Here is a 25,628-nt window from a genome sequence, read left to right on the forward strand (position 1 = left end):
GGCGCTTCGCCGGTCGTGCGGTTCGCCTTTGAACCACGACGAAAGTCTGATGGTTCAATTCGGCTTGGCGTTCTCGGACGCCGTCGGCGCGCTCGGCGCGCTCGGCGCCGATGCCGCGGCATCGGCGGGCTGCTGCTGCCGCGCGCCGCCGGTGAAGCGCTCGATCACCGAGCGCACGGTGTCGCGAGTCTTGCGGTCCTTCACTGCATCGAGCAACTGCGATGACGCCGGCGAGCGGCGGATCAGACTTTCCGGATCCGGGAACACCAACGGATCATCCCACGGACCCTGCACCACGAACGGCAGGTCAAAGCCGTTGCTGCGGCTCGGCGCCGAATTCAAGCTGGCAACGCCCTTCAGATCGTATTCACGCGACGGCACCGAGGCGGTGCCGGTCAGCGTGATCTTGGCGGCAGGTCCTTCGAGGCGGATATTCTCGGCGGTGGCGACGCCGTCATTGAACCGCACGGCAATCGTCAGATTGTCGTACGGCGTCGAGCCCGAGCGGAAATTGCCGCCGCCGGACAGAGGCCGCCGCTCCAACCGCTTCAGGAGCTGCTCGACATTGAAGCCCGCGATCGCACCATCATGACCGCTCAGCGTCGCGGTGCCGTCGAGCGATTGCGCGAGCCCGAACGGGCTGGAGCCGGAGGCCGTCAGCGAGAGGTTGAGATTGCCGCGGCCGGTGAGCTTGTTGATGCCGAACAATTCGCCGGCACAGGCCTGCAGATCGACATCGGTGAACGCGAGCTGCGCCTTCACATCCGCGACGGCATCCGAGCGCGCGATCCCGAGCGAGCCTTTGGCGATGCCGCCATACATCTGCGCTTCGGCGACCGACAGTGCCAGCGCGCCGTTGCGCAAATTGGCGCCAAGCGCGGTGCGCCCGAGCCTCGTCGAGCCGACCGTCACGCGCGCTGCCGACAGACGCATGTCGAGGTCGGTGGTGGAGAGCGCATTCAGATCGAACAACTGCCGGTTCCAGTCGCGCTGGCCGCTGGCCAGCAGGCGGAAGGTCGAGACGTAAGGCGTGAAATCGAGATTGCCTGCGGCGAGCGTCGCCTGCATCGTCTGTCTGCCATTGTTGGCGAAAGTCATCACGCCCTCGGCGACATTGCCGTCGAGCTCGACATTGACATTGGTGAACGCTACCGAGCCGCCGACGAGATTGGTGCGCGCCTTCAGCGTGAAGCGGCCGAACCCGCCGCCCGCAGGTGGCGCCTGTCCCATCCAGCGCAGCGCGTTGCGTAAGGATACGCTGTCGATGGTGGCGGTGCCCTCCATCATCAGGCTGGTCCGGTTGGCGACGGTGCCGTCGAAGGCGAGCTTGAGCGGCGCGCTGGCAAGCCGCGCCTTCAGCCCCGAGCGGTCGCCCGACAACAGCGCGACGAAGTCGCTGGCGCTGATCGAGCCGTCGACGCGTTCGCCGCGCCAGTCGAACTGCCCGGTTGCGGCAAAGGAACGCGAGATCGACGGCCAGGCCAGCGACAGGTCGATGTCGCCGAGCTTCTCCCTGACATGGTTGGTCTCATCCTCGTAATTGAGGACGCCGTCCTGGATGCGGATCTCCGAGAATGACATCTGGTTCTCGGCGCCGGGCTTCATCGTGCGCGCGATCGTGTCGATGAACGGTGTCCAGTTGCTGTCGCCCTTGACGTCCCTCATGACATGGATATGCGGCCGCAGCATCATGACGTCGGCGATCTCGAACCGCCGGAGCAACAGCGGCAGCAGGCGGAGATTGGCGGTGAGCACGTCCACCTGCAGCGCGGGGTCGATGGTACCGCCGCCCTTCAGCCCGACGTCATGGAACGAGACATAGCTGCCGGGGAACACCGATACGTCGATATGACCGTTGACGACCAGGTCGAGCCCGGTAACGGCCCGGATCTGCGCCTCCACGGCCCGCTGCAGGGCATCACGGTTGAGAAACCAGGATTGCCCGATCAGGCCAAGCAGCGCGAGGCCGAAAAACGCCGCAATCGGCATCCCCAGGCGCTTCATTCCTTGGGCCATCGTCAGTGACATATCCAGGTCGGGTTGAGGTGATCGGGTCGTCGATAAAACTGGGCAGCGCACCGGGCGCCCCTGCCAACCCACGCAACCTGAAGGGTTTTCTTGACGCTTTCAAGGCCGTGATCGAGGTTGTAGGCAGTTGAGTGGGCCAAAGGGGCGTCATTGACGGGTTGCGAAGATTTCGCCTAATAATCCCAACCAATTCCGGCCGCCGCGCCTTTTCTGCATCAGGTCCTCTTTCATGAACAAGGTCTATCCCGACGCCAAATCGGCACTCGACGGCATCCTTAAGGACGGCATGATGATCATGTCGGGCGGCTTCGGCCTCTGCGGCATCGCCGACACCCTCTCCGATGCGATCAGGGATTCCGGGGTCAAGAACCTGACGGTGGTCTCCAACAATGCCGGCGTCGACGGTATTGGGCTGAGCCGGCTCCTGGAGACGCGGCAGATCAAGAAGATGATCTCGTCCTATGTCGGCGAGAACAAGCTGTTCGCCCAGCAGTACCTCGCCGGCGAGCTCGAGCTCGAATTCAATCCGCAGGGCACGCTCGCCGAGCGCATCCGCGCCGGTGGCGCCGGGATCCCGGCCTTCTACACCAAGACCGGCGTCGGCACGCTGATCGCCGAGGGCAAGGAAGTGAAGGAGTTCGACGGCGAGAAATACATCATGGAGCGCGGCCTGTTCGCCGACCTCGCCATCATCCACGCCTGGAAGGGTGATACCGCCGGGAACCTGGTCTATCGCAAGACCGCGCGCAACTTTAACCCGATGATGGCGACGGCCGCGAAGATCACGGTCGTCGAGGTCGAGCATCTGGTTCCGGCCGGCGAGATCGATCCCGATCACATCCACACGCCCGGCATTTTCGTGAAGCGCATCGTCGAGGTCGGCACCGCCAGGAAGCGCATCGAATTCCGAACTACCCGCCCGCGCCCGGCAAGCGCGTCCGCGGCCGCAACGGGAGTAGAAATCTGATGGCCTGGACTCGCGAACAGATGGCAGCACGCGCGGCGAAAGAGCTGCGCGATGGTTACTATGTCAACCTCGGCATCGGCATCCCGACGCTGGTCTCCAATTACATTCCCAATGGCATCGAGGTCAGCCTGCAGAGCGAGAACGGCATGCTCGGCATGGGTCCGTTCCCCTACGAAGGCGAGGAGGACCCGGATCTCATCAACGCCGGCAAGCAGACGGTCAGCGAATTGCCGTCGACCAGCTATTTCTCCTCGGCTGATTCCTTCGGCATGGTGCGCGGCGGTCATATCGACCTTTCGATCCTTGGCGCGATGCAGGTGGCGCAGAACGGTGATCTCGCCAACTGGATGATTCCCGGCAAGATGGTGAAGGGCATGGGCGGCGCCATGGACCTCGTCGCCGGCGTCAAGCGCGTCGTGGTGGTGATGGAGCATTCCGCCAAGGATGGTCCGAAGCTGCTCAAGAAATGCGCGCTGCCACTGACCGGCGAGCGCGTGGTCGACATGGTTGTCACCGATCTTGCCGTCTTCACCATCGACAAGCACGGCAAGGACGGCATGGCGCTGATCGAACTCGCCGACGGCGTCACGCTGGACGAGGTCAAGGCCAAGACCGAAGCCGAGTTTCGGGTCGCGCTGAAGAACACGTGATGATGCCATAGGATGGGCAAGGGCGCACAGCGCCGTGCCCACCGTCCAGTGCGTAGTGCGTAGGATGGGTAGAGCGAAGCGAAACCCATCGGCTTCGTTAGCCAACCACGCGAATGATGGGTTTCGCTTCGCTCTACCCATCCTACGATTCCGATTCAGCGGAATGTTTTTCGCGCGAGCACTGGACGACCCAAATCACCTTGGAATCGCTGGCGAATTTTTCTCCTCCGTCATTCCGGGGCGATGCGAAGCATCGAGCCCGGAATCCATCCAACCGCAGAGCATGCGGCGAAATGGATTCCGGGTTCGCGCTGCGCGCGCCCCGGAATGACGGAGGGGACAGAACGCAGCCTGCAATGTCCTGCGCCTACGCCGGACCGTTTGGCACGTCGGAGAACCTTGTCAGCCATGCCACCGGGCCGATGCTGGCGGCGATGATGAGGAGGGCTGCGAGCGCGCCTTCCTCGAAACTGCCGCGGCTGGCGAACTGGTAGATCGAGGTCGAGAGAGTCTCGACATTCAAAGGCCGCAGCAACAGCGTTGCGGGGAGCTCCTTCAGGCAGTCGACGAAGACGATGATGGCGGCGCCGAACAGTGCAGGCTTCAGGAGCGGCAGATGGATCCAGCGCAGGATCGTCGCCTGACCGGCGCCGACGGCGCGGGCGCTCTCGTCATAGTCGCGCGGGATCTGTTCGAAGCCGGCTTTGATCAGCCCAGTCGGCACCGCCAGGAAGCGGATCGCGTAGGCCATCACCACGGCTGACCCCGAGCCCATCAGGATCAATCCTGGCAGCGATCGACCGGTCCATGCCGCAAGCGTGTTCAGCCCGTTGTCGACGGCGAGAACCGGCGCGAGCAGGCCAAGTGCGATCACGAGGCCGGGCAGCGCGTAGCCCGCCTGCGAGATGTTCATCGCAACGTGCTGCAACGGACTTGGCCGCCAGCGATGGGCGATGATGGTCGAAAAGCCGAGCAGCAGCGCCAGCAGCGTCGCAAGGCTCGCAAAGGCGACCGAGTGGAACGCGTGGCGCCAGAGCGACGCATCGAAATTGGCGAGCAGTCCGCGCTTGACGCTTTGGTGCAGGAGATAGAGCAGCGGCACGACGAAGCCGATCAGCACCGGCAGCAGGCATGCCGCCAGCACCGACCAGGCCTTTGCCCCCACCAGCGGCGTTCGCGGCACCAGCCGCGGGCTCTCGGCGGCAAGTTCGGCATTGGCGTTGCGGCGGCCGTAGCGCTCCATGGCGACCAGACCGGCGACGATGGCGAGCATCAGGCAGGCGAGCTGTGAAGCACCGGCGAGGCTGCCGCGGTTGAGCCAGGTCGTGAAGATCGAGACGGTCAGCGTGCGAACGCCGAGATATTCACTGGCACCGATATCGTTCAATGTCTCGAGCGACACCAGCGCCACGCCGACCGCAAGCGCCGGCCGCGCCATCGGCAGCGAGACGTGCCAGAACACGGTCCATTTGCCGGCGCCCAGCGTTTTCGCGGCCTCGGCGAATTCGGCGGTTTGAAACTGGAACATCGCCCGCGCCGACAGGTAGACGTAGGGGTAGAGCACCAATCCGATCACGACAATCGCGCCGGGCAGGGAGCGAAGATTGGGCAGCCAGCCGACGACGTCACGGAGCGGCAGCCAGATCGCGAGCGTGCGATGGACGAGACCGAGCGGCTCGAACAGATCGGCATAGACGTAAGCTGCGAGATAGGTCGGGACCGCCAGCGGCAGCGGCATCAGCCACAGCAGCATGCCGCGGCCGCGGAAATCATAGCGCGACATCAGCCAAGCCGTGCCGGCGCCGAGCAGCAGCGTCAGCGCGCCGACACCGGCGAGCAGGAGCGCGGTGTCGAGCACCGCCGCCGGCAGCACGTAGTTGATCAGGTCGTGCCACACTTCCGGTGCTGGCTGCATGGCAATCGACACGATCGAGATGACGGGAGCCGCGACAAGCGCAGCCGTCGCGATCGCGATCGCCGCGGCAATTCGCCCGGCATAAGTGCGGCGCTTCATGCCTGGTCGGGACGATTGATCTGACTGGCTGTCCACCTTCACCTCTCCCGCTTGCGGGAGAGGTCGGCGCGCAGCGCCGGGTGAGAGTTCTCTCCACATGAAGAGTCTTGCCGTGGAGAGAGCCCTCACCCCAGCCTTCTCCCGCAAGCGGGAGAAGGAGAATCGGTACCTCACGTTCGCCAACCTCGCGGCGGAGCGGCCCATAGAGTCACCTCTCCCGTTTGCAGGCGGGGGAGGAGACGACGCGGAGAGTTCAGTTGTCAAAGCCGACCTTGTCCACCAGCGTCGCTGCCGTCTTGCGGCTCGCGGCGATCTTCGCGATCGGCAGACTATCGGCATTCAGCGTGCCGTAGCCCGCGATGGTGGGATTGACGGCGACGCCGGCGCGAACCGGATATTCGTAGTTCTGATCGGCGTACATCTGCTGCGCCTTTTCCCCGGCCAGCCACTCGATCAGCTTCACGGCATTGGCCTTGTTGGGCGCGTGCTTGGCCAGGAGTACGCCGGAAAGATTGACGTGGGTGCCGCCGCTCTCGAAGGTCGGCAGGATGACGCGCGTCGCCTCTGCCCACGGCTTTTTGTCGGGATCATTGTTCATCATCAGCGCCCAGTAATAGGTGTTGCCGATGCCGATGTCGCATTTGCCCGCGGCGACGTCGCGCGCAGCTTCGCGGTCGCCGCCCGACGGCTTCTGCGCGAGATTGGCCTTGACGCCACGCAGCCATTCCTCGGCTTTGGCTTCGCCGTACTTGGCCGTGTAGGCCGCGAACAGCGCGTTATTGTAGATATGCTGGCCGGAGCGGATGCAGATCTTGCCTTTCCACTTGGGGTCGGCGAGCTCCTCATAGGTGATCTTGTCCTGCTTGACGCGGTCCTTGGAGGCATAGATCACGCGTGCGCGCATGGAAATGCCGGCCCAATGCCCGTCAGGATCGCGATATTGCGCCGGGACGATCTTCTCGATCAGCTCCGACTTGATAGGCTGGGTCACGCCGGCCTGCACGGCTTCGTCGATGCGGCCGATATCAACCGTCAAGAGTACGTCGGCCGGGCTGTTGGCGCCCTCCGCCTTGATACGTTGCTCCAACCCTGAACTTGCCGAGACGACATTGACCTTGATGCCGGTGTCCTTGGTGAAGGCATCGAACAGCGGCTGGATCAGCTTGGTCTCGCGATAGGTGTAAACGTTGACTTCGCCATTGTCGGCCGAGGCGTTCGAGACGACGGGCAAGGTCAGGCACAGCACCGCCACTGACGTGGCGAGGACGCGAAAATTGATCATGAGGCTGCTCCGGCAGGCGATTGAGTGCCGGACGGAGTAGCGCAGGGGATACAGCAGAGTCCGCGACGCGATGTCGCGAACAGTGCGATTTAGAGTGATTCCAGTATCGTAGTTTAGAGTAATTCCAAGATTCGAGCCTTCGGCAAAAGCATCAGCGGGCATGTTTGCAAGTCCGATCTGCTGCGGCCGACAGTCAACCGCAATCAGGAGCGGCGCGTCTTCGATTGCGCCAACATGTGGCGCCTCGCGATTTCACGTCATTCATCAACGTGCGAGATCAAAATTCACGGCGGCCGTATTGCCGCCGCTGATGATGACGGCGACGCGCTCACCTGGCTCGGGCCGGTAGGCCCCTGACAGGATCGCCGAGAAAGCTGCAGCGCCTCCCGGCTCAGCGACGATGCGCAGGGCGCTCCACAACGTCGCCTGCGCGGCGGCAATGGCCTCGTCGGCGACCAGTACGGTCTGGCGCACATGCCGGCGAACGATCGGAAAGACGTGCTCGCCGACGCGCCGCGGAGCCAGCGAATCCGCTGCGAGCCCACCGGCCTCAGCATCGACGGGATGTCCGGCCTCCAAAGCCCTGGTGAGCGTCGGCGATGCAAACGGCTCCACGCCGATGACCGTGACGCGGCCGGCATACCAGGCGGCGATGCCGGCGATGAGCCCGCCGCCGCCAACCGAGACCAGAACGGTGTCGATGTGCGGCGCTTGTTGATCGAGCTCGAGCGCGAGCGTGCCCTGGCCCAGGATGGTTTCTTGCTGATCGAACGCAGGCACCTGCATCGCTCCGCTTTGCTGTGCCCAGACTTCGCTGGCGGTGAGCGCATCCGCGTAACGATCGCCTTCGATCACGAGCTCGGCGCCATAGTCGCGGATGCGCTGGATCTTGGCCGGCGACGAGACGCTGGGGATGAAGATCTTCGCGGGCTTGCCCAGCTTCATGGCGGCGTAGGCGACCGCGGCGCCATGATTCCCGCCCGATGCCGCAACGACGCCGGCCGCGGGCACCTCGCGCGAAAGCAGATTGCAGAAGGCGCCGCGCGCTTTGAACGAGCCGGAGTGCTGAAGAAGCTCGAGCTTGAGCGCAAGGCGATGGGCGAAAAGGCCGAACTCGCTTCCATCGACCTCTATCACCGGCGTTCGCCGGATGTGGGGCCGGATGAGCTTTTCGCATCGTTCGATCAGTGGCGGGCTTGCACTACCCATTTGCAACCTCCCGGCGGGTTGACAGGAATTAGTCACTTAGCTAATTAGCAATATGGCTTATTCTGGTGAGGACGTCGAGTCGGCAATTCGCGCGCTGGCCAGCGATCGGCGGCGCTTGATCCTGGAATGGCTGAAGCGGCCGAGAGCGCATTTCCCCGCGCAGGTCGACGGCGATCTCGTCAAGGACGGGGTCTGTGGCGTACTGATCGCCGAGAAGCTCGGGGTGAGCCAACCCACCGTGAGCGAGCATCTGAAGATATTGTCGCAAGCGGGCCTCGTGAGCGCCAAGCGCATCAAGCAGTGGACGTTCTACAGGCGCGACGAAGCCCGCATCGCCAAGCTGAAAGCAGCGATTCTCGAGAAGATATAGCCTTGCTCACGCCCGCGTGGTGGCGTGGGGAAAGGCGACTTCGATCAGGGTGCCGGAGCGGCCGCCGGTCTTGATGTGGAATTTGGCGCGGTTGGCCTCCACCAATGCTTTCGTCAGCGACAGGCTGACGGCGGAGGCCTCCGAAGCCTGGTCCGATGGCGGTGGCGTGCGGAACGGCTCGAGGGCGGCGGCAACCTCGTTGTCGTTGAGGCCCTGCCCGGTATCGCGCACGCGCAGCATCACCTCGCCGAAATCCGAAAGCGCGGTCGAGACGATCACCTGCCCGCCGGCATTGGCGAGGTGGATCGAGTTGCCGATCAGGTTGAGCGTGATCTGGCGCAGCGCGCGCGCATCCGCCAGGACCGGCGGCAGCATATGCGCAAGCGAGGTGCGGATGATGATGCGCTCGCGGTTGGCCTGCGGCTGCATCACCGCGACGCAGCTTTCGACCATTTCATTCAGGTTCTGGTCGGTGAGGGCGAGGTCGAGTTTGCCGGTCTCGATCCGCGAGAGGTCGAGCAGATCGTTGATGATCGCCAGCACGTGCTCGCCGGAGGCGCGGATGTCCTTCATGTATTCGAGATAGCGCTCGTTGCCGAGCGCGCCGAAACGCTCGCCGATCATCACTTCGGCAAAGCCGATGATGGCGTTCAGCGGCGTGCGCACCTCGTGGCTGATGCGCGCCAGCATGTCGGCCTTCGCGGTTGCCGCGCGCTCGGCGAGGCGCCTGGCCTCGCGTAGTTCGCTCTCGCTCTTCTTGGCCTGCGACAGATCGCGGAACACCGCAAAGAAGTTCGGCCCCTCGGCGCGGGTGCGGCCCATCGTGATCGACAGCGGCACGAGGCCGCCCTGGCGCACGCGCCCGAGCGCCTCGCGGCCATGGTCGAGCAGGCTGGCGACGCTTTCGCTCTTGATGCTCTCGAGATAGTCGAGCACGACGCGCTGGCTTTCGGGCGCGAACAGATCGGTCAGGTTGCGCTGCACGAGCTCGTCGCCGTCATAGCCGAACAGCGCCTCGGCGCTGCGGTTGCAGGAATTGATGTTGCCTTTGGCATCGAACATCACGATGCCCTCGGCCGCAGTGTCGAGGATGGCGCCGAGCTCTTCGGCATCGGCGAGGCCCGCTCCCGGCGGTACGGGAGGCGGAAGCGCCTCTGCGGTCGCCGCGGCGCCCGCCGCACCCTCGTCGCGCCGCTCGGAGAAGATCAAGGCGAGCGCGGACTCGCCGTCCCAGGAGATCGTGTGGAGGTGCGCCTCCGCACTCCCATGACCGGCATCGCCATGCGGCGGGGCTGCTGCGATCCTCACCGGCGTGCCGGTGTCGGAGCTGCTGCTCGCGGCCGAGACGCCGGGCTCGACATAGAGCGCATCCAGTCCGCCGGCATCCTCCAGCGCGCGCACGCTCTCATATCCCATCCGCTTCAAGAAGGCCGGATTGGCATAGAGCAGGCGGTCGAGCCGGTAGATCAGGACGCCGACAGGCACGAGGTCGAGCAGCGCGCGGTCGCGCCTGGCTTCGCCGCGCGGCGGCGGTTCGGGCTCGCCCAGCCATACCGGCGCAGCCGTCGCGGGCTGCTCCGCGCTGGACGCCTCGAAGGCTGGCTCGTGCGGATCCGGAGGCGGTGCTTCGGCGGCTGGCTCATCATTGGCGGATGACGTCGGCGCTGCGGCGATCTGGCTCTCGAGCCGTGCCGACAATTGCCGCGCCAGTTCGTTGAAGGCGTTGTTCTCGACCGGCGTCAGCGACGGCGGCTTCACTTCGCCGGGCGGACGGAATGGCAGCACGTTGCCGGGCGCCTCGACCGGCGTTTCCGTTGACATGTCCTTGCGCGTATCCAAAGTCGTTTCCAAATCCGTCTGGTGTGAAGTCTCGGACGCTTTCGGCTCGGGCACTTCCGCCCCGTTTGTAGATGCCGCGGGCTCCGTCGGCGGTGCCGCGGCGGATGAGGCCTCGGGGCGCACCTCCAATCCCTCAGGCTCCGCTGGAATTGTGTCGGCGGACAGTGGCTGGGCCGGCGGTCCACTGAAAAATTCGTAGCGGCGCAGCGCCTCCAGCCGCGCCAAGGCGTCGAAATCGCGGCAGACGCCGAAGCCGCGGTAGCCGGCGAAATTGCGCGCGCTGTCGAAGATCGGCAGACCCGACAATTCGACCGGAATCCGGCCGCCGCCGTCGACCGGCCAGTTCAACGTGATGCCGCTCCAGGTGTCATGAGTGGCAAAGGCCGTCATCACCCGGCGTTCGGGATCGAGGGCGAACCTCTCCGCGATGTCGCTCCACAGCCGGCCGAAGCCGGTCGCGGTCTGCGCGCCGATCAGCCGGGTGAATTCGTCCGAGCCGAGCGAGAAGCGGCCTTCGCGGTCCATCTGCCACATGAAGCGCAGCGGATAGCGGCGCGTCTTCGGGACCGGCTCGTCATGCCACGACGGTGTGTTCTCGGATGCGCCGGCCGGCCCCCGTTCATCCGGCGTGGTGTAGGACAAGGGCGTTGCGACCGGACCTGGCGGCTCGTCGGCGACCGGCGCGATGAAGGGCGAAGGCTCGGTTTCCTCGGGCTCTGGATCCAGCGCATCGAACAGCGCGAATTCGGCGGGCGCTTCCCCCGACAGAGCGGGCTGTTCGTAGAACGGCTGCCCGACCGTGGTTTCCGGCGGGGAAGGCGCGGCTTCGGCCTGTGTGGCCGCGGGCACGATCAGCGCGATGAGGCCGATATCCGTGCCGCTGCCGACGCGCTGCAGCACCATGTGGCCGCTGCCGACGGAGGTTTCGACCCGTCCCTGCCGGAGCGCATCTTCGCGCGCGGCGTCGAGGGCGGCGTCGGTGAGATTGCAAAAGCCGAGCAGCGCGCGGGCGGCGTCGCTGGCGCCGACGAACATGCCGTCGCGCGCGAACGCGGCCATCGGCACCTCGACACCCCGGACCAGGCGGGAGAGCCTCTCGAACAGCGGCATCGGGCGGTTAATCGTGCCGCTGGCGGCGGAGATCAACACGGCATGTCGGCCGTCGGCGAATTCGAGCCGCGAGCAGGCACAGGTCGCCAGCATGCCGGGTGCGGCGCCAAAGCCGCGCAGCCGCTCCAGCCGCACCGCGCTGTTTTGCGGCAGGCGGCCGGCGAGCTGCGCGATCTGGCGCCGATGCTGGTCGGCCGGCCCGAACACCTGCTGCGACAGCGCCGCGCCATTGTCGGCGCCGAACGATTGTACGCCGACCGGGTTGGCCCACAATATCCGCTTGCCGTCGATCGACCACAGCCATGTCGGCAGGGGGCTCGTCGCATGCACGGCCAGCCTGGGATCGCCGAGGCCCTGCAACTGGAATTCCGCACTATTCATCGCGACCACTTGACCGCACGGTTTCGCTTCTCGCTCGCCGATGGCTGAAAGAAATCGGCGGCCAAACGATGACAGCCTTAACAGACCGTTAGTATCGCAAGTGCGACGCGGCAGGTCCACGGCCTCGCCAGAGTACCCACGATCCAAAGCCGCGATAACGTTAACTTGCCCGAACGATCAAGCCCGCTTTCGCGTTGTACCGTACAAACCACCGTCAAGGGCCCACGATGGCAAAAAGGCCTGACGTCATTCGGGCCGGGTCTTTTGACGGTAGGCTGATGCGACCCGACGGGAGGACAGGGCCAGAAGGCCCCTGTCAGAGGACAAGGAGTGGACCATGAGCAACGATGCGCGGGACCGTTTCGAGATTCCGAAGGAAGTACGATCGATGGCAGAGGCGAGCGTCGAGCAGGCCCGCAAGGCCTTCGAGAAGTTTTTGGCCGGCGCCCAGGAAACCGCCGGCTCGCTGGAGGAGCGCGGCGCCACGGTTCGCGCCGGCGCCAAGGACATTTCGAGCAAGGCTTTCAGCTACGCCGAAAACAACCTCAAGGCATCGCTGGACTACGCGGAATCGCTGGTGAAGGCCAAGGACATCAACGAGGTGATGCGGCTGCACAGCGAATATGTGCAGGCCCAGATGCGTGCGCTGGCGCAGCAGGCGAGCGAAATGGGCCACGTCGTCAGCCGCGCCGCGATGGACGCGATCAAGCCGAAATCCTGAGTTTGGCGCCGCACTTTACCGCTGGGTCGAAAACCTGGGCTGACGGATGTGGCATCGCATGATTTTGCGTTGCGTTGCACAAAATTGACATGATAAAGAGGTTTACTTGTCCCTGCCCAGGGACAGGGCATTCCGTGAACTAGGAATTAGGCAGCGTGATCCAATTTCGACCGTTCTCGGTCCTCACGGGCCGGCGGCGTTCGCGATGGGGTCACCGGACTTTACCCCGTTGTGAAGGATGCATGCGATGACCAGTTCGACTGACCCATTTTCCGCTTCGATCATCCCGTTCGAAGTTCCCGAGCAGATGCGCGCATTCGCCGAAAAGGGCGTTTCCCAGGCGCGCGACAACTACGCGAAGTTCAAGGACGCCGCCGAGACCCATAACGGCACCATCGAAGCGGTGTTCACCACCGCCAGCAAGGGCGCGAGCGAATACTCCGCCAAGCTGATGGAGTTCGTGAAGGCCAACACCACCTCGGCGCTCGATTTCGCCCAGGAACTGCTCGGGGCCAAGACGCCCTCCGAGGCGCTGGAACTGTGGACCACGCAGACCCGCAAGAGCTTTGAGACCTTCAGCGCCCAGGCCAAGGAGCTGACCGAACTCAGCCAGAAGGTCGCGAACGAGACCGCCGAGCCGATCAAGGCCAGCGCCGCGAAGTATTACAAGCCGGCCGCCTGATCGACGCAGATCACCGAAAGGCCCGGGCAGCCGAGCCCGGGCCTTTTGTTTTGGCCGGGTCGCAATCGTCCGTAGTCCGGATTGCGCTACGCTTCGTCCGGGCTACGGCTTTCGGAGAGCTAAGGAAAGCACCGCGTTCGGCCTTGCCAAAACAGGGCGTTGCACCTAGTTTCCGGCCCATTCGCCGGGCGTTCTTCGTGCCTCGGCCGAGGATGCAGTTGTAGCTCAGTTGGTTAGAGCGCCTGTCTGTGGAACAGGAGGTCGGTGGTTCGAGCCCACCCAACTGTACCAATGAAATCAACCATTTAGTCAGACACCATTTGTTCGCTTCCAATTTGGGTAGCGATTTAGGTATCGATCAACTTTACCCCTGAGAACTTGTTCATCGATCTCTCAAAAATAACACCCCGCGAAGCTCAGGCTGGTCGCGCATTGCAGGGCTAGCTGCGTCTGGACAAAACAAAACTATAGGTAGGACGCAGACGATTTGGCATATGCTTGGGAACCTCCTGAGTCGCCCTGAGATGCTGGTCTCCAAATGGATCGTCGTGAAGAGCTTTTCGGCCGAGTGCGCCAGGGCGCCGAAGCGTTGGCTGCCCTTGCCAATGGTGGGACGAACATCCCCCTTAACGAATACATCGATCGCTCCAGCCTAGACGCGCTCTGTGACTCTTTGGCGCTCGATGCGGAGACCTGGAAGGCAGAAGATCTTGAGCGCATCCTGATCATCCGGGACGGGCTTTACGATCTGCGCAACAAGCTGCGAGATGTGGACGAAAACGCCGCGCATTCCGTCGATCGTATTCTCTCAGCGGGAGATCGGTTGTATGCCGATCTCGAACGCGCCTTTCGTGAACTAAAGAAAGAAGACCTTGAAGCCGCGCAGGCTCACATTGCGGCCCTGCATCGTGGCCCTCATATCGCTGGCGCCGCCGTCCCGCAGACATTGGATGCGATGAGCAGGAGCGCGGGCGAGGTAATAACGCAGGCGCATAGCTCGCTCAGGCATCTCGATCTAAACCTCATGAAGGTCGATCGATCAAATCCGGACTTTGAGGTGTTGAAGAGCGTCAAGCTCTCAGTCCAACGCCTTAGCGCAAGCGTGTTTGCGATCAAGCTGTCGGCACAACAGAACGTCATCTACTATGGCGTTGTTAAGCTGCTCAGTGACGGCGCAGACAAAGTGGTCGCTGAGCTGAGGCAGTTGTTGCAAAAAATCCAGACGAACTATGAAAAGGCAGCGAACTTTATCGGTGAATTAAGCCAGCTTGCGGATCAGGGCTCGCGGTTCTCACGGCTTGTCGCCAATTTCCTAGGAACGGCGTTTCTCGACCTTGATCGAAAAACCGAAGTCGTCGTTCAAATCAAGGTGCAGTCGTACCACAATGGCGAGGCGATCTTATGCGCTGCACCTCAAGGTGACACCATTCTGCTTATCGGAAAGAACGGCAGCGCTTGGGTTGGCGATCCTAAGACAGGTTCGATCAAACCGCGATTTCGCGTACATGACCGGGCAGTTTTTGCCGCAAAGGCCTTCAAGAATGAACTCAACGAAAACGTCCTGGCTATAGGCACAGAGGACGGTCTTGCAATTTTGATGCAGGACATGAGGGATGAACGATATCGAAGTCATATCCGTGAGCGCGTTGTTTCGATCGTATCCCCGCCTTGGGGCGCGAAGGGATCGCGGGGTACAATCGTTTCGGGATCACGGGACGGCACAGTTAGAAGATGGACCTTAGCCGAGGATCGTCTCTCTCAGATCAGTGACGAGTCCTATGAACAGGTCGGACGGCGGCTGCAATGCATGGCCGTCAACGGAATGGACGTGATTGCTGCGAGTTCGAGAGAATTGGTTTTTCTTGACCACAATATGAATACGCTTCGAACCGTGCAGGTGCCCAACGAGGTTGCAAGCATGGATGTCATCAACAACGATACTCTCGTTGTCTGTGGCGAAGGCCACATTACTCATGTAAATCTGGCTGGGGGCTCGTTTTCCCGAATGATCACTGCGTCCAACGATGCAACATATTGCTGTGTCGCAGCTCGCGACATCGACTCTTTCTATTTTGGCACGACCTCGGGGAGAGTTGGTGTCATGCAGCTTTCATCCGGAGTTGAGCTCGGCTCTACGGACGTAGGCTTTCCGCTCAGGGGAATAGTGACCTCGGGAAATAAGCTGCTGGCGTATGGTGGCGAGTGGAACAAGAACGGTCGTGCGGGAAGAGCAGCCGCGTTCCTTACTGTTGAAACTAAAACGCAGCCGGTATCAGAAGCGATTGAACCTTAAATGGCTGAATTAGATGACTGGTTCAAAAAGCAGGCCGAGCCGCTGGGCATATTTGATCTTGCGAGCAAATGGGCTGAAGCCCTCAAGGTAATCGGGGCTGGGAACGGTGCAGGATTGCTCGCTGCCGGAGCCGCCCTGAGCAGCTTCGCTAAGAGTCCTGCGATGTTGCCGAGTATCAAGATCGGCGGGACTTTCTTTTTCATTGGTGTTATGAGTTTCGCCCTTTCGTTCGCGCTAATTCAGCTTGCGATTTTCTCTTACGACGAGATGCTGCACGCGATTAGAACCAAATCCGCCGACGCGGCGAAGAAGAACAAAACAACTTCTTCATCCGCAATGATCGCAGCAAATTGGCTAGCGATTTTATCTGCACTAGCGTTTTTTGGTGGGCTGACTTTTGGATTGATTGCCTTTCTTAAAGCATAGTGCCCATCGAGCCGTTAGCGCATCGGTTCGAGCCCGAATGCGGAACCAGACGGCGGGTTAACCATTGTTTTTAACCCCTGAGGGCGTCCTATTTTGTAAGATGACCCGGAGAGATGCGGGGCCGACAATGAGGACTTTGTACCGTTACGACGATCCGAGAGCCACGACGCGAAAGCGAAAAGTCTACGTCGCGTTTCTGGAGGGCGGAGAGAAAAAGGCTCGTTCCGTGGCGGAACAGCTTAAGATATCGCCCTTTTCTGTCCCAATGTGGCTCCGTGAGTTTAGATCGCCTAAGCCGACGAGCAAACCGAAGAAGAAAGGACAGAAGTCATTTCTGAGCCCGGGTGCAGTTTCGAACCGACGAGTCATGTATCTGGCATATCTTAAAGGGGGTCGTGACGCCGCGATATTAGTTGGGCAGACCATTGGTTTGGCCGAAGTCACCATCCTTCACAACATTAGCTTGTTTAACAAGGGTCAACGCGGCGTGTCTCAGCGGAAGTCCAGGAAAGCAAACAACAGCGAGCGCCCGCCGTCGCTCGACGGGAAGGTTACCTAAACGAGGCGACGGCGGGCTTTCGATCGCGGGACGCTCTCCGCAATCGGCTTGATCATCGCGTCTTGCAGGGTCAGGCCATGATCTCCGGACCGTTACTTGCCTCCGAGGAGGCGCGTCGACCTGTCCAGTGCGACGCCCGATCGCTTGAACGTCGATCGGAATTGGTGTCGGCCACGTCGTCGGGCGGCGACTGCCGACTCTGGGGTCTGGCCTGTCTAACACCGTCTCCCAGCCCACCCCGCGAACGCGATAAAGCCGCGCTCGTGGAGATCGAGCCGCGTCGGGCAACTCCCAACCCGACCGCTCGGACTCGACAGTCCAAGGAACCACAAAGCCGTCGAGGATCGTAATCATGCTGCTGCGCTCGCCATCTTGCGAACCGTGAGGCCAAGCAAAGCCCGAATATCGACGTTCGGCCTGTGCTCGATCAGCGTTCCTTCCTCGCGTGCTGCGTCGATATGCGTGCATTCAAGCCGCTCAAGCTCGAACAATTCCGCCTTGATCTCGTCGAGGCGCTGCTTGCGATCGGCTGCATCCATCTGCAGCGAGGGCTTGGGCCTCGTCGCGTCGATCATCTCATAGAACCGATGCTGCACGAGTGCAGGGTCAATCCAGCTGAGCACTTCCAAGGGCGTTGGTGCTCTTTCCCCGATGACGCCGCGCCCGAACTCTAGCTCGAATTTCCCATGCTCAATGATGAGACGCGCTGGATATCGTTCAGCGAGGGATTGAACATATCGACGTGCCGCAGCCTTCATTTCCTTGGTCGTAGGCGATGCGCGGTCGACACGACCACGCTCCGATACGAGGTTATCGATCTGGCTCCGCAGTCGTCGCACAGCTTGCAGATGGGTCTCGTTCGGCTTTGGTTTCAATTTGATCGGCTTCGCATCATCGAGAGTGACATGCGCCGGCAATAGCTCCAAGTATCTTGCGACTTTCGCATTGAGGTCGGCGAGCGCCCTGTGTCGCGCCTGATTGGCGGGCTGCAATAACTTCAGCCGCTCGATCTCCTGTCTAAGTGCGTCCGCTTTGTCGCCGTGGGGGTTTATGTCATACGCACGGCTTGCCTCGGAGATGGTGCGTTGAGTTGACGTCAGGATAGCGTGCGCCTGATGCTCCGCATCCTTGAGCGTCATGATTTTCGATTGTACTCGGGGCGGTAGTTCAGACATTGATGATTAACCTCCTACGGTTGTGAGGCCCGCCAATTGCTTGGCGAGCCTAGGTCTCTTTTACTTTGCCCACGCTTCCGAGATACGCTTGTCTCTCGCAGCAATGAGTTCGGCGTGAGTTGGCATCGCATTTGATGTCGTTGCCGTGGTCGTCACCTGCTGTTGATCGACGATCGCAGGCGGGTTTCGCCATGCGTTCGAGAGCTTGGCGTTCCTCTCGTCGCGCAAGCGCTCCTTGTTCGTCGCTGCAGATGCATCGAGAACGCCGAAGCCGGGCTTGTGCCCCGCTGCCGATACGTCCGCTGGCGTTACGGCCGGGCCGGCAATCGCATCGGCCATCGCATCGATCACGGATTTGCCGCTGTTGACGGCCTCGACGAACGCGTCCCGCTGGTGCGGCTTGAGCGCCGACGTGGCATCCCGCAGCCGGACGCCCGCGTCCATCATCCTCATAGGCACGCTGACGACCTTGCCGTCTTCGACGATTTCATCACGCCGACGCGTGCGGCGGCCGTATCTGTCGAACACTTCATCGTTGGTAGTCGTAGTCATAGTTCAAACTCCTCTCATAGTTAGAAATCCGCTCAGTCTCTCTGCAGCATTGCTGCGTTCCGAAGGTCCCCCGACCCACTGAAGTGATGCATCGTATTTGTAACGTTTCGTCGAAAGGTGAACGATCGCACCCGCGGCAGAATTGCAGAGGTCATCGTGGTGTCCACCTCGTGGGGGATGGTCGATCGTTTCGCGCGATGATCCGCGTGCCGTTGATCGCTCCAAGGCCGTGAACTGGAGGATCATTCGCTCGTTATCGAGAAGCTGGACACGCTTGGAGTTCAGCATCGGCAGAAACTCGGCATAGATCGCAGATTTTCGCTTCGCGCTCTGCTCAAGCCTCACGCCGTGCTTTGCAAATGCATAAACGACGAAGCCGCCCGCGTAACCATCGCCGACGATGAAATTCACGCCGAAGGATTTAAGTACCTCGCAGTACTCCTTGACGACGTCATCAGTCGAGAACGGCGGACGAGTCTCGCGCAGAACGTCCAGCACTCCGATATCGCCTTCACGATGCGCAATGCCGAGACAGAATGAGTCCTGTCCTGTCCCTCCCGCCGCATCGATGAAGCCCACGTATTTTATGCCCGGTGACGGCATCAACTCATGACGTCCGTCGATGATGCACGCCTCGACAGCCTCGCGGCTAACGAAGGCCTCAAGGTCGCTGCGGAACTGAGCGCCATACTCTGCGGATGCAGACACCGCGTCACGTTCGTACTGCTCGGCTATGAAGGCGGGATCGATTTCCCGGTTCATCACGTCAGTCGCTGCCTGCCAGCACAGCACCCGAGGGTCGTCCTTGCCGTGATACTGGCGATGCATGTTGTAGAGAACACCTCTGCGAGCATATGGGCTGCTGGCTAACAGCAGCATGCTCGTTGGTATGGTGGCCATGCCCGGTCGGATCGCGTTGACCACTTCGACGTCTGGGTTTGAAGAGTCTTCCGATTGCCACCACGCTATTTCGTCGCATGCAGCGCCGACTATCGTGCGACCGCGAACAGTGCGGAAGGAGGAGGTTGTAATCTCTATCGAGATGGAGTTGGACAATTCAAGGCCGTGTTGGGTCTCGCGTTCGATCATGCGCGAGAGCATCGGAACGTTCTTGATCAGGCCTTTGGTGTATCTGAGGATGACGCGAGCCTGATCCTTGTCCGCAGCTAGAACCTGGACGACGCCAAGCTCGCCTTCGTCGAGATATTGACGATAGTCGTGGAAGCATGCGAGCCAGACGGCAATCAATGCGAGGATGCGGGATTTGCCTCCGCGCCGACCGATGACGAGGACGCATTCACGGGCTTGCTGCGTAGGAGGATCGGTGCGGCCTGTGCATTGCTGATAGATCGCAAGCTCCTCATCCGACATGGACAAGCCGAATGCGGCTGCGATGAACGCACGCCATGCGATCCAGCTTTCAGGATTAGGGAAGAACTGCGCGAACAACTTGGGGTCGTCAATGGCGTGTAGCAGCGTGAAGGCGGGTTTTGGTGGAAGCTTGGAGCGTGGTGCGGGCTTGTGGTCTGGGTCTAGTCGTTCTCGCACCAGCTTCTTCTGCTTCATGAAGCCTCGTTTCGGTTCGCCAACCAGAGTGTGAGGTCTTCGCCCATAATCACGGCTCGCATCAGATCATCATCGCGCAGTTCGTCATCCGTGAAGCCGCGCAGCGTGATCAGGCGAGCGCCGCCATCAAGCTCGCGCACGGTGATCACGTGCGCGGAGTGTGTAAGGCCCGGAATGATCGAGGTCTGGATCAGGAGATCGGAGACTTGTGCAATCCCGTCCTTCATGCTCAATCTCCAAGCCGCTCGCGGTGTGATCGGCGAGAGCCGCCACGTGCGGCGTACTCCAATGGGTCTAGGTCGTCGTCATCATCACGCTGTCCCGATGTGGCGCTCAGCAGGCCGACCTTCTTCATCAGCCGGCTTTGCGTGTTCGCGAGGCGCTGGTATTCAAGCCGCTCTTCATGTCCGCACGCGCCAGTCTTCATGTAGGCAAGCTCCATGTCTTCAAGCTGGCATTGCATGAACGCGACGCGTCGAACAAAGGCACGCTCCATCTCCGTGATCTTGTCAGCGCCCCCCAGCGACTCGGTGTATGCGTCAACGAGGTCTTGGAAGCGCAGGCCCCGTGGCGTCCGCATATCGAGCCGTTCCGTGAACAGGCGTGCGCCGGACGTAACTGCGGAGCGTGTTCTGCGCGTCTTGCGGGCCTTCGGTAGAGTGCCGTGCATCCTGCGATCTCTATTTGGACGTGATGCGTGAATACATTCGACGTCTTTCCTGTCTGATTGATACCCAACGGGCTACCTAAGACTAGCCCTGAGTGGCGAGCCCTGTATTTGTTGCGGTTTTCGCCGGTGATTTGCAGTTCCGACCACCTGTTGCATCATCAGGTGGTCTCAAATCAGCGTGCATGGACGCTTAGACGAACTAAATAAATCGGGCGATGGATGCGTGATTGCCACCAAAAATAGGCCGTATTCGATCGTCGATGAAATCCATGTTCGTGATCACACAGAGACTAGGATTTCGGCTTCATCTTTTCCGCTCGCGCTGATACTCACGCCGATAGCCTTCAAGCCGCTGCTTGTCGATTAGGCCTTCCTCGATCAGAAGCTTGACGATCTCGCGCATTTCGTTGCGTACGGTGCTAACGAGAACGGCCGATCCGGGATAATTCGCCCGTCGCAGTTCGTCGCATACTTCTCCGAAGGTATCGGTCTGCAATGTGAGCCGCCTGATTTTTGATTTCAGGCCTCGCTCCGTGACATTCCGTTCTTCCCTTTTCGTGGTCTCATGTTGTGCGGCTTTGGGGCGGCAGAGATATGGCTTGGGCTTATTCTTCCGCGTTCCTATATTGCGCGGGATTGTTTCGAGGCTGATGCGGCGTCGTTTCGCGCCCTTGCCTGCGCACGAGTAGTCGTTGTTCCAGTCCATTATGTTTGGGATTTCCCTCGTTCGATGTCGCGAGGGAGCGGCAGGATAGGCGCTGATCGCTCCGATGACTAGGTCCGGACGGATTTCCGATGGAAATCCCTGTCTCTGGGATGGCGATTGCAGCGGGTACGGGCGCCATGGAGCGGCGTTTCGACGTCCGGACGACATCCGGCCCCCTGTTTGCAAAAACGCGTTGCTCCTGGTATCTGGGTGCCGATGATCAAATATAGGAACGTCCCCCCGATGCGAGCATTCAGCAGGCATGCTGCTGATCCACAGCATATTCTCCTCCGGAGTATCCCCAGCCATGATCCCGTCGCTGGGGTCGCCAAGACCGGGAGGGCGCCATGATGGCAGACAGGCGAGAATTGTTAGCGGGTTGCCGCGTACTGATCGTTGAGGATGAATATTTTCTCGCGGCCGATCTGGAGGCGGAATTGAAATCCTGCGGAGCCGAAATCGTCGGTCCGATAGGCAATCTAAGCGAAGCGGTGAAGCAAGTATCTCGTGACGAATTTGATGTGGCGCTGGTCGACGTCAATCTGCACGGCGAGCCCGCGTATTCGCTGGCCGACGAGTTGGTCAGCAACGAGGTACCGTTCTGTTTTGTAACAGGATACGCTGCGAAGATACTTCCTACCCGATTTCGACAGATAAAAGTGTGGTCGAAGCCGTTCGAGGTAGGCGATCTTGTGGACTATGTTGCGGAGCTTTGCGATAAAACGGTTCGGGGCAAGTTGGCCCACGTCACCGCGTAGGGGTGTATCCCACTTTCGGGTGGAGCTGCTGAGCCCTCAGGAAACCTGAGCGCCTAAGAGTCTCTGAGATAGGCACACTGAGGGCATTCTCCATCCGCCGCCATATCCAGTTCGTCCTTGATCGCCGACATGACGTCCTCGCGCATCCACATGGTCCCATCGCTCTTGAGAAGTGTGGTTGCAAGGGCATACGCGTGGCGCTCTGCATCAGGATCGCCTACGCGAATGATCACGTCAGAATGGCGGGAGCAGGCCTCGATCGCGCCGGTCTTGGCTAGCGCATGTCGGGCTGCGGACTCTAGCGTGTCGACATAGTCATTTATTGACATGGCAGTCTCTCCTCAGACTGCCCCATTGTCAGGCTCTATAGTAAATATGGCATTACGGTCTTTCACGCTGCATCTGCGGCTTGAGAGCTTGATGGGGCTAGGACGCATATTCTTGTCCTCTTAGAATACAATCATCCATACCTAATGCATTGATTTCATTGTATATGGCCTTTTCCTTAGACTTACGACGCGTAGCCCCCCATGTGAGGGTATCTGGCAGCATTACGAGATCATTGCTTGTGTGCAGCGTGACACGCTGATGCTGATCGTGCACACGCTGGACGTAGTCTAATTGATCGTGACGCTTCATATACGCGATTAACGCTGTTGCTTCTGGCAGGCTCCTTGCCTCCTTCATCACCTTGCGGAAAAGCTTTCGTTCCCACTGCCTTCTTTCAAATTCAACAAACCGGATGTGACGAAGCACTAGCCCCGACGGGTCTAGATGCTCTAGCCGGTCTAGGCCCAGATGCCGGATCGGCTCTCCTCGTAGCCTCAGATCGAAATGTGCGCAGATGTTGAGGGGATCAAGCTTGGAGTTCAGGCCCCAGTACAGGCATATATCGCGCAGCGCTCCCTGTATATGAGCGTGAGGACAGTAGTAGCATCCGATCGTCGTGTCTTCGTTCTCGATCTCCAATATTCGCTTTGCGGTTCGATGCATGAGCAGCATGTGCTCTTTCAAGAACCGGTGCTGCTCCTCGACCGTGTAGTCTTCCGCGTGCCTCGCATCGCATCCGATATCGAGCCGGTACAGTTTTCCGGAATTCAGTCGTGTCAGCGCTCGCAACATGTCGGGCTGCGGGCACTGGAAGCCAACGAGCATGTAGCCCATCTTTCGATTTCGATGGTGATGCGGCGTCGCTCCATAGAGCGTCCGCAGCAGGTTCCAATCTTGCCGCGGCAACGTCGACGTTGGAAAGAACACGATGATGGTGTCGATGTAACAATCAAAGATGAGCGGGAATATTGGCGGCTTGTTCGACTTGACGGCAGCAGATATTATTCTCGACATCGACGATCTCTCTCAGCGGTGATCGCTCGTTTCATGAGCTGGACTTTGGACGGTCTGCGTTCGTGATGTTTTTGAGGCCCCCGCGTCGGATGGAAACGTGGGGGCCTCTCTTTTTTCAACGTTGTCTCTTTGTCGATCGATGCTCTCGCTTGATGGCGCGCAATTGCGCGTCCGCGGCTTTCGTGATCGCGTTTGCTTCTTCCACGGTGATCCTTTTGTCGCGAATATCTTCTAGCGCAGTGAGGAGCGTTTCTATTAGTGCATGTAGATCGTCGGTGCGCGAAGCCGTCGGCTGCCTTTCGGAGTCGCTCATTTTACGGCCCTCTTCGCATACTTCTCGACGAGTGCTTCCAGGTCGCTGACGCGGAAATAGAGCTTGCCGCTACGCTGCGGTGTTGCGCTCGCGTTGAGAAAGACCGGACGCAGCTCGCCGGCTTTCATCATTCGGCGCAAATGCGAGATGGAGATGCCGCCAAGCATGGCGCAGGCTTGAGAGCGCGAGACTAGAAGGGGAATTTGCGATGTGGATGGACTTCGAAAATCGACAGGAATGACCTCAGACATAGCTCGATCCAATAGCTACCGCATCCCGCCGTTGGGCAGGGTTGCGAGAGAATTGGATCACAGCCTAAGTCCGTCGTGGACGAAGATGCTCCACGTGATCGACGCCATTGCATCTCAGCGCAGGTCGCCACCGCTCGTGCGGTCCGTGGATAGGATCGCAATCGCGTCCGTTCCTGTCAATCCCGTTGACGCCTAATGACGCCCCCGCTGGGAGACAGCAGGAGCGGGCCTTCCTGTTTTTCCGCATCCTCCCCTCGGGAGCGCGTCCAAACGAACGTAGCTCCCCTCTGACTGCGTCCTAAGCGCGCCTGGATCGCGTCAGGGAAACCACGTTGGACGGGGCCGGGCCGGAAGGCGTCCCCCGGTCCGGAGACAAGCCCACGATTTCCGCGATGTGCTCGGAGAGCCGGAGCAGGGCGTCCGCGCGCTTCTCCTTGAACTTCGACCGGATGTAAATCCGCTTAACTCCGGGAAGCGCGTGCCCGATGGTGACTTCGCCCACTTGCATATCCACGCCGATATCTTCCATCCGAGTGCGAGCAGTGCGCCGCAGATCGTGCAGCGTCCATTTGTCTTTGAATGGCCGAGGTAGAAGCGCCTCGAGTTCGGCTTTGCGCTGGGAGAACGAATTGAATGGCTTATGCTCGCCGTTATGCTCGATACCGAAGACGTAGGGGTTGCCTTTGATCCGCGGCAACGACTCTAGGATTTTGAGCGCAAGGGGTGGTAGGCGTAGAATTTGGCCTGTCCCCTTGGCTCCCTCTTCCTCGCGAATGTGCCAAGTGCCGCCCATGATCTCATCCCATCGGGCCGTTGCAAGGCACTGCCGGCGCTGGGCGGTTAACAGGAGCAGACGAACAAGGCCGCCATAGAGCCCGCCCATCTGCTCAGCGGCCCGCCAGACCATGCGGAGTTCGTCATCATCAAGGACGCGATAGTCCCTCGTTCGCTTTTTCTTGCCGCGCCGCTTCGATTGATAACGGATTGAGGACTCGTAACCTTCGCACAGTCCTTCATCTTCGACCCAAAACAAGAGTGTTCTTACCAAACCGAAGACAATATCGGCTTGCCGGTTCCCGTGTTCGGTGCGCATAGAGAGGCGCAACCCTGCGGCGTCGCTCTTCTTGAGATCGAGGAACCGTTTTTTGCCGAGTTTGGGGATGACATAGCGGCGGTAGCAGCGTGTGACCTCGTCTTTGGTCCGGAAAGTCGAGACCACCTCCTTGATGTAGCGCTCGATCACCTGTTCCATGGTCGCTGTGTGCCACCATGCTTCTTCGTCCGACTTGGGCTCGTTCGAACCCGGCTCCGGCTCGGCTGGTTTGAACAGTTTCGCGGCTTTCCGCGCCGCCTCAACGCTGAATTCTTTAGGGTCCCATCGGCCAAGCTTGTAGGTACGCTTCTTTTCGCCCTTGTTCCCGTAGCGGACGCGGAACGTCCGTGCGCCTCCGTATGACATCCGGAGAATGAGGTCGGGAAACCCAGTATCGAACCAATCTTCCTGGGGGAGGGTCTGCTTGTGCCGAGCGATCCACGTGTCGCTGAAGCGTTGTTTGCGTCTCTCCTTCGGTCTCCTGCCGTTCGATGTCTCTTCACTCACGACGCGCCCCTGAAATCAGTTTTGGGTACCTTTTGGGTAGCGATCGACAGCAAAGATCGCTCATCCCGATGAGCCCAAATGATATCAGTTGAAGGGATTTTGGTCTAAATAACTATCTGATTTTACTATAGATTTTGGCGTTGACACCCCGGATGGTTCTCA

The 25,628-nt window shown here is 60.6% G+C and carries 24 protein-coding genes and 1 tRNA gene; 9 read left to right on the forward strand and 16 right to left on the reverse strand.

What is annotated here, in order from left to right:
• Positions 1–54: 54 nt before the first annotated feature.
• Positions 55–2,016 carry an AsmA family protein gene (locus tag J6497_RS02325; protein WP_225702595.1) on the reverse strand — a complete coding sequence of 654 codons (1,962 nt, stop codon included), beginning with the start codon at positions 2,014–2,016 and terminating at the stop codon, positions 55–57.
• A 241-nt stretch (positions 2,017–2,257) separates the two neighbouring features.
• On the opposite strand from J6497_RS02325, the gene J6497_RS02330 reads away from it, so the two are divergent.
• Entirely contained in the window at positions 2,258–2,995 is a 738-nt protein-coding gene (locus J6497_RS02330; protein WP_225702596.1) for a CoA transferase subunit A, read from the forward strand.
• Positions 2,995–3,645, forward strand: coding sequence for a CoA transferase subunit B (locus tag J6497_RS02335; RefSeq protein WP_225702597.1), 651 nt, complete (start codon positions 2,995–2,997; stop codon positions 3,643–3,645). Before J6497_RS02330 ends, J6497_RS02335 begins: the two co-directional genes overlap by 1 nt.
• 367 nt (positions 3,646–4,012) lie before the next feature.
• On the opposite strand, the gene J6497_RS02340 is transcribed toward J6497_RS02335, so the two are convergent.
• From J6497_RS02340 to J6497_RS02350, 3 genes are all read right to left on the reverse strand, one after another.
• Positions 4,013–5,659, reverse strand: coding sequence for an ABC transporter permease (locus tag J6497_RS02340; RefSeq protein WP_225702796.1), 1,647 nt, complete (start codon positions 5,657–5,659; stop codon positions 4,013–4,015).
• A 253-nt stretch (positions 5,660–5,912) separates the two neighbouring features.
• Positions 5,913–6,941, reverse strand: coding sequence for a Fe(3+) ABC transporter substrate-binding protein (locus J6497_RS02345; RefSeq protein WP_225702598.1), 1,029 nt, complete (start codon positions 6,939–6,941; stop codon positions 5,913–5,915).
• A 264-nt stretch (positions 6,942–7,205) separates the two neighbouring features.
• Positions 7,206–8,150 carry a threonine/serine dehydratase gene (locus tag J6497_RS02350; RefSeq protein WP_225702599.1) on the reverse strand — a complete coding sequence of 315 codons (945 nt, stop codon included), beginning with the start codon at positions 8,148–8,150 and terminating at the stop codon, positions 7,206–7,208.
• A 52-nt stretch (positions 8,151–8,202) separates the two neighbouring features.
• Here J6497_RS02350 and J6497_RS02355 point away from each other — a divergent pair, with 52 nt between their 5' ends.
• A complete protein-coding gene (locus J6497_RS02355) occupies positions 8,203–8,520 on the forward strand; it encodes an ArsR/SmtB family transcription factor (RefSeq protein ID WP_225702600.1) in 318 nt (105 codons plus the stop codon).
• A gap of 6 nt (positions 8,521–8,526) precedes the next feature.
• Here J6497_RS02355 and J6497_RS02360 read toward each other — a convergent pair whose 3' ends face one another.
• Entirely contained in the window at positions 8,527–11,850 is a 3,324-nt protein-coding gene (locus J6497_RS02360; RefSeq protein ID WP_225702601.1) for a PAS domain S-box protein, read from the reverse strand.
• Between the two features lie 337 nt (positions 11,851–12,187).
• On the opposite strand from J6497_RS02360, the gene J6497_RS02365 reads away from it, so the two are divergent.
• The 5 genes from J6497_RS02365 to J6497_RS02385 all read left to right on the forward strand — a co-directional run bounded on the left by J6497_RS02365 (position 12,188) and on the right by J6497_RS02385 (position 15,972).
• Positions 12,188–12,571, forward strand: a complete 384-nt coding sequence (locus tag J6497_RS02365) for a phasin (RefSeq protein ID WP_225702602.1) — start codon at positions 12,188–12,190, stop codon at positions 12,569–12,571.
• A 247-nt stretch (positions 12,572–12,818) separates the two neighbouring features.
• On the forward strand, positions 12,819–13,253 hold the full coding sequence (locus J6497_RS02370; RefSeq protein ID WP_225702603.1) for a phasin: 435 nt from the start codon (positions 12,819–12,821) through the stop codon (positions 13,251–13,253).
• A gap of 214 nt (positions 13,254–13,467) precedes the next feature.
• Positions 13,468–13,544 (forward strand) — tRNA-His (locus tag J6497_RS02375).
• Between the two features lie 247 nt (positions 13,545–13,791).
• Positions 13,792–15,546, forward strand: coding sequence for a WD40 repeat domain-containing protein (locus J6497_RS02380; protein WP_225702604.1), 1,755 nt, complete (start codon positions 13,792–13,794; stop codon positions 15,544–15,546).
• The gene (locus J6497_RS02385) at positions 15,547–15,972 is read left to right on the forward strand and encodes a hypothetical protein (protein WP_225702605.1); all 426 of its coding nucleotides are present in this window, start codon (positions 15,547–15,549) and stop codon (positions 15,970–15,972) included.
• Between the two features lie 909 nt (positions 15,973–16,881).
• Here J6497_RS02385 and J6497_RS02390 read toward each other — a convergent pair.
• From J6497_RS02390 to J6497_RS02415, 6 genes are all read right to left on the reverse strand, one after another.
• Positions 16,882–17,706 (reverse strand): hypothetical protein, encoded by an 825-nt coding sequence (locus J6497_RS02390; protein ID WP_225702606.1) that lies wholly within the window; start codon positions 17,704–17,706, stop codon positions 16,882–16,884.
• A 60-nt stretch (positions 17,707–17,766) separates the two neighbouring features.
• Positions 17,767–18,258, reverse strand: coding sequence for a hypothetical protein (locus J6497_RS02395; RefSeq protein ID WP_225702607.1), 492 nt, complete (start codon positions 18,256–18,258; stop codon positions 17,767–17,769).
• Positions 18,259–18,261: 3 nt separating this feature from the next.
• The gene (locus tag J6497_RS02400) at positions 18,262–19,824 is read right to left on the reverse strand and encodes a terminase large subunit domain-containing protein (protein ID WP_225702608.1); all 1,563 of its coding nucleotides are present in this window, start codon (positions 19,822–19,824) and stop codon (positions 18,262–18,264) included.
• Positions 19,821–20,051, reverse strand: coding sequence for a hypothetical protein (locus J6497_RS02405; RefSeq protein ID WP_225702609.1), 231 nt, complete (start codon positions 20,049–20,051; stop codon positions 19,821–19,823). Before J6497_RS02405 ends, J6497_RS02400 begins: the two co-directional genes overlap by 4 nt.
• Positions 20,052–20,053: 2 nt before the next feature.
• Positions 20,054–20,320 carry a hypothetical protein gene (locus tag J6497_RS02410; RefSeq protein WP_225702610.1) on the reverse strand — a complete coding sequence of 89 codons (267 nt, stop codon included), beginning with the start codon at positions 20,318–20,320 and terminating at the stop codon, positions 20,054–20,056.
• A gap of 478 nt (positions 20,321–20,798) precedes the next feature.
• Positions 20,799–21,200, reverse strand: coding sequence for a hypothetical protein (locus tag J6497_RS02415; RefSeq protein ID WP_225702611.1), 402 nt, complete (start codon positions 21,198–21,200; stop codon positions 20,799–20,801).
• Between the two features lie 347 nt (positions 21,201–21,547).
• Here J6497_RS02415 and J6497_RS02420 point away from each other — a divergent pair, with 347 nt between their 5' ends.
• Entirely contained in the window at positions 21,548–21,958 is a 411-nt protein-coding gene (locus J6497_RS02420) for a response regulator (protein WP_225702612.1), read from the forward strand.
• Positions 21,959–22,011: 53 nt separating this feature from the next.
• Here J6497_RS02420 and J6497_RS02425 read toward each other — a convergent pair whose 3' ends face one another.
• The 5 genes from J6497_RS02425 to J6497_RS02445 form a co-directional block, all read right to left on the reverse strand.
• Entirely contained in the window at positions 22,012–22,287 is a 276-nt protein-coding gene (locus J6497_RS02425) for a hypothetical protein (RefSeq protein WP_225702613.1), read from the reverse strand.
• Positions 22,288–22,384: 97 nt separating this feature from the next.
• The gene (locus J6497_RS02430) at positions 22,385–23,302 is read right to left on the reverse strand and encodes a hypothetical protein (RefSeq protein WP_225702614.1); all 918 of its coding nucleotides are present in this window, start codon (positions 23,300–23,302) and stop codon (positions 22,385–22,387) included.
• Between the two features lie 115 nt (positions 23,303–23,417).
• On the reverse strand, positions 23,418–23,615 hold the full coding sequence (locus J6497_RS02435) for a hypothetical protein (RefSeq protein ID WP_225702615.1): 198 nt from the start codon (positions 23,613–23,615) through the stop codon (positions 23,418–23,420).
• Entirely contained in the window at positions 23,612–23,866 is a 255-nt protein-coding gene (locus J6497_RS02440; protein WP_225702616.1) for a helix-turn-helix domain-containing protein, read from the reverse strand. Before J6497_RS02440 ends, J6497_RS02435 begins: the two co-directional genes overlap by 4 nt.
• Positions 23,867–24,164: 298 nt before the next feature.
• Complete coding sequence (locus J6497_RS02445; protein WP_225702617.1) at positions 24,165–25,466, reverse strand: tyrosine-type recombinase/integrase; 1,302 nt, start codon at positions 25,464–25,466, stop codon at positions 24,165–24,167.
• Positions 25,467–25,628: the final 162 nt, after the last annotated feature.

The sequence above is a fragment of the Bradyrhizobium cenepequi genome, assembly GCF_020329485.1.
GTDB classification, from domain to species: Bacteria; Pseudomonadota; Alphaproteobacteria; order Rhizobiales; family Xanthobacteraceae; genus Bradyrhizobium; species Bradyrhizobium cenepequi.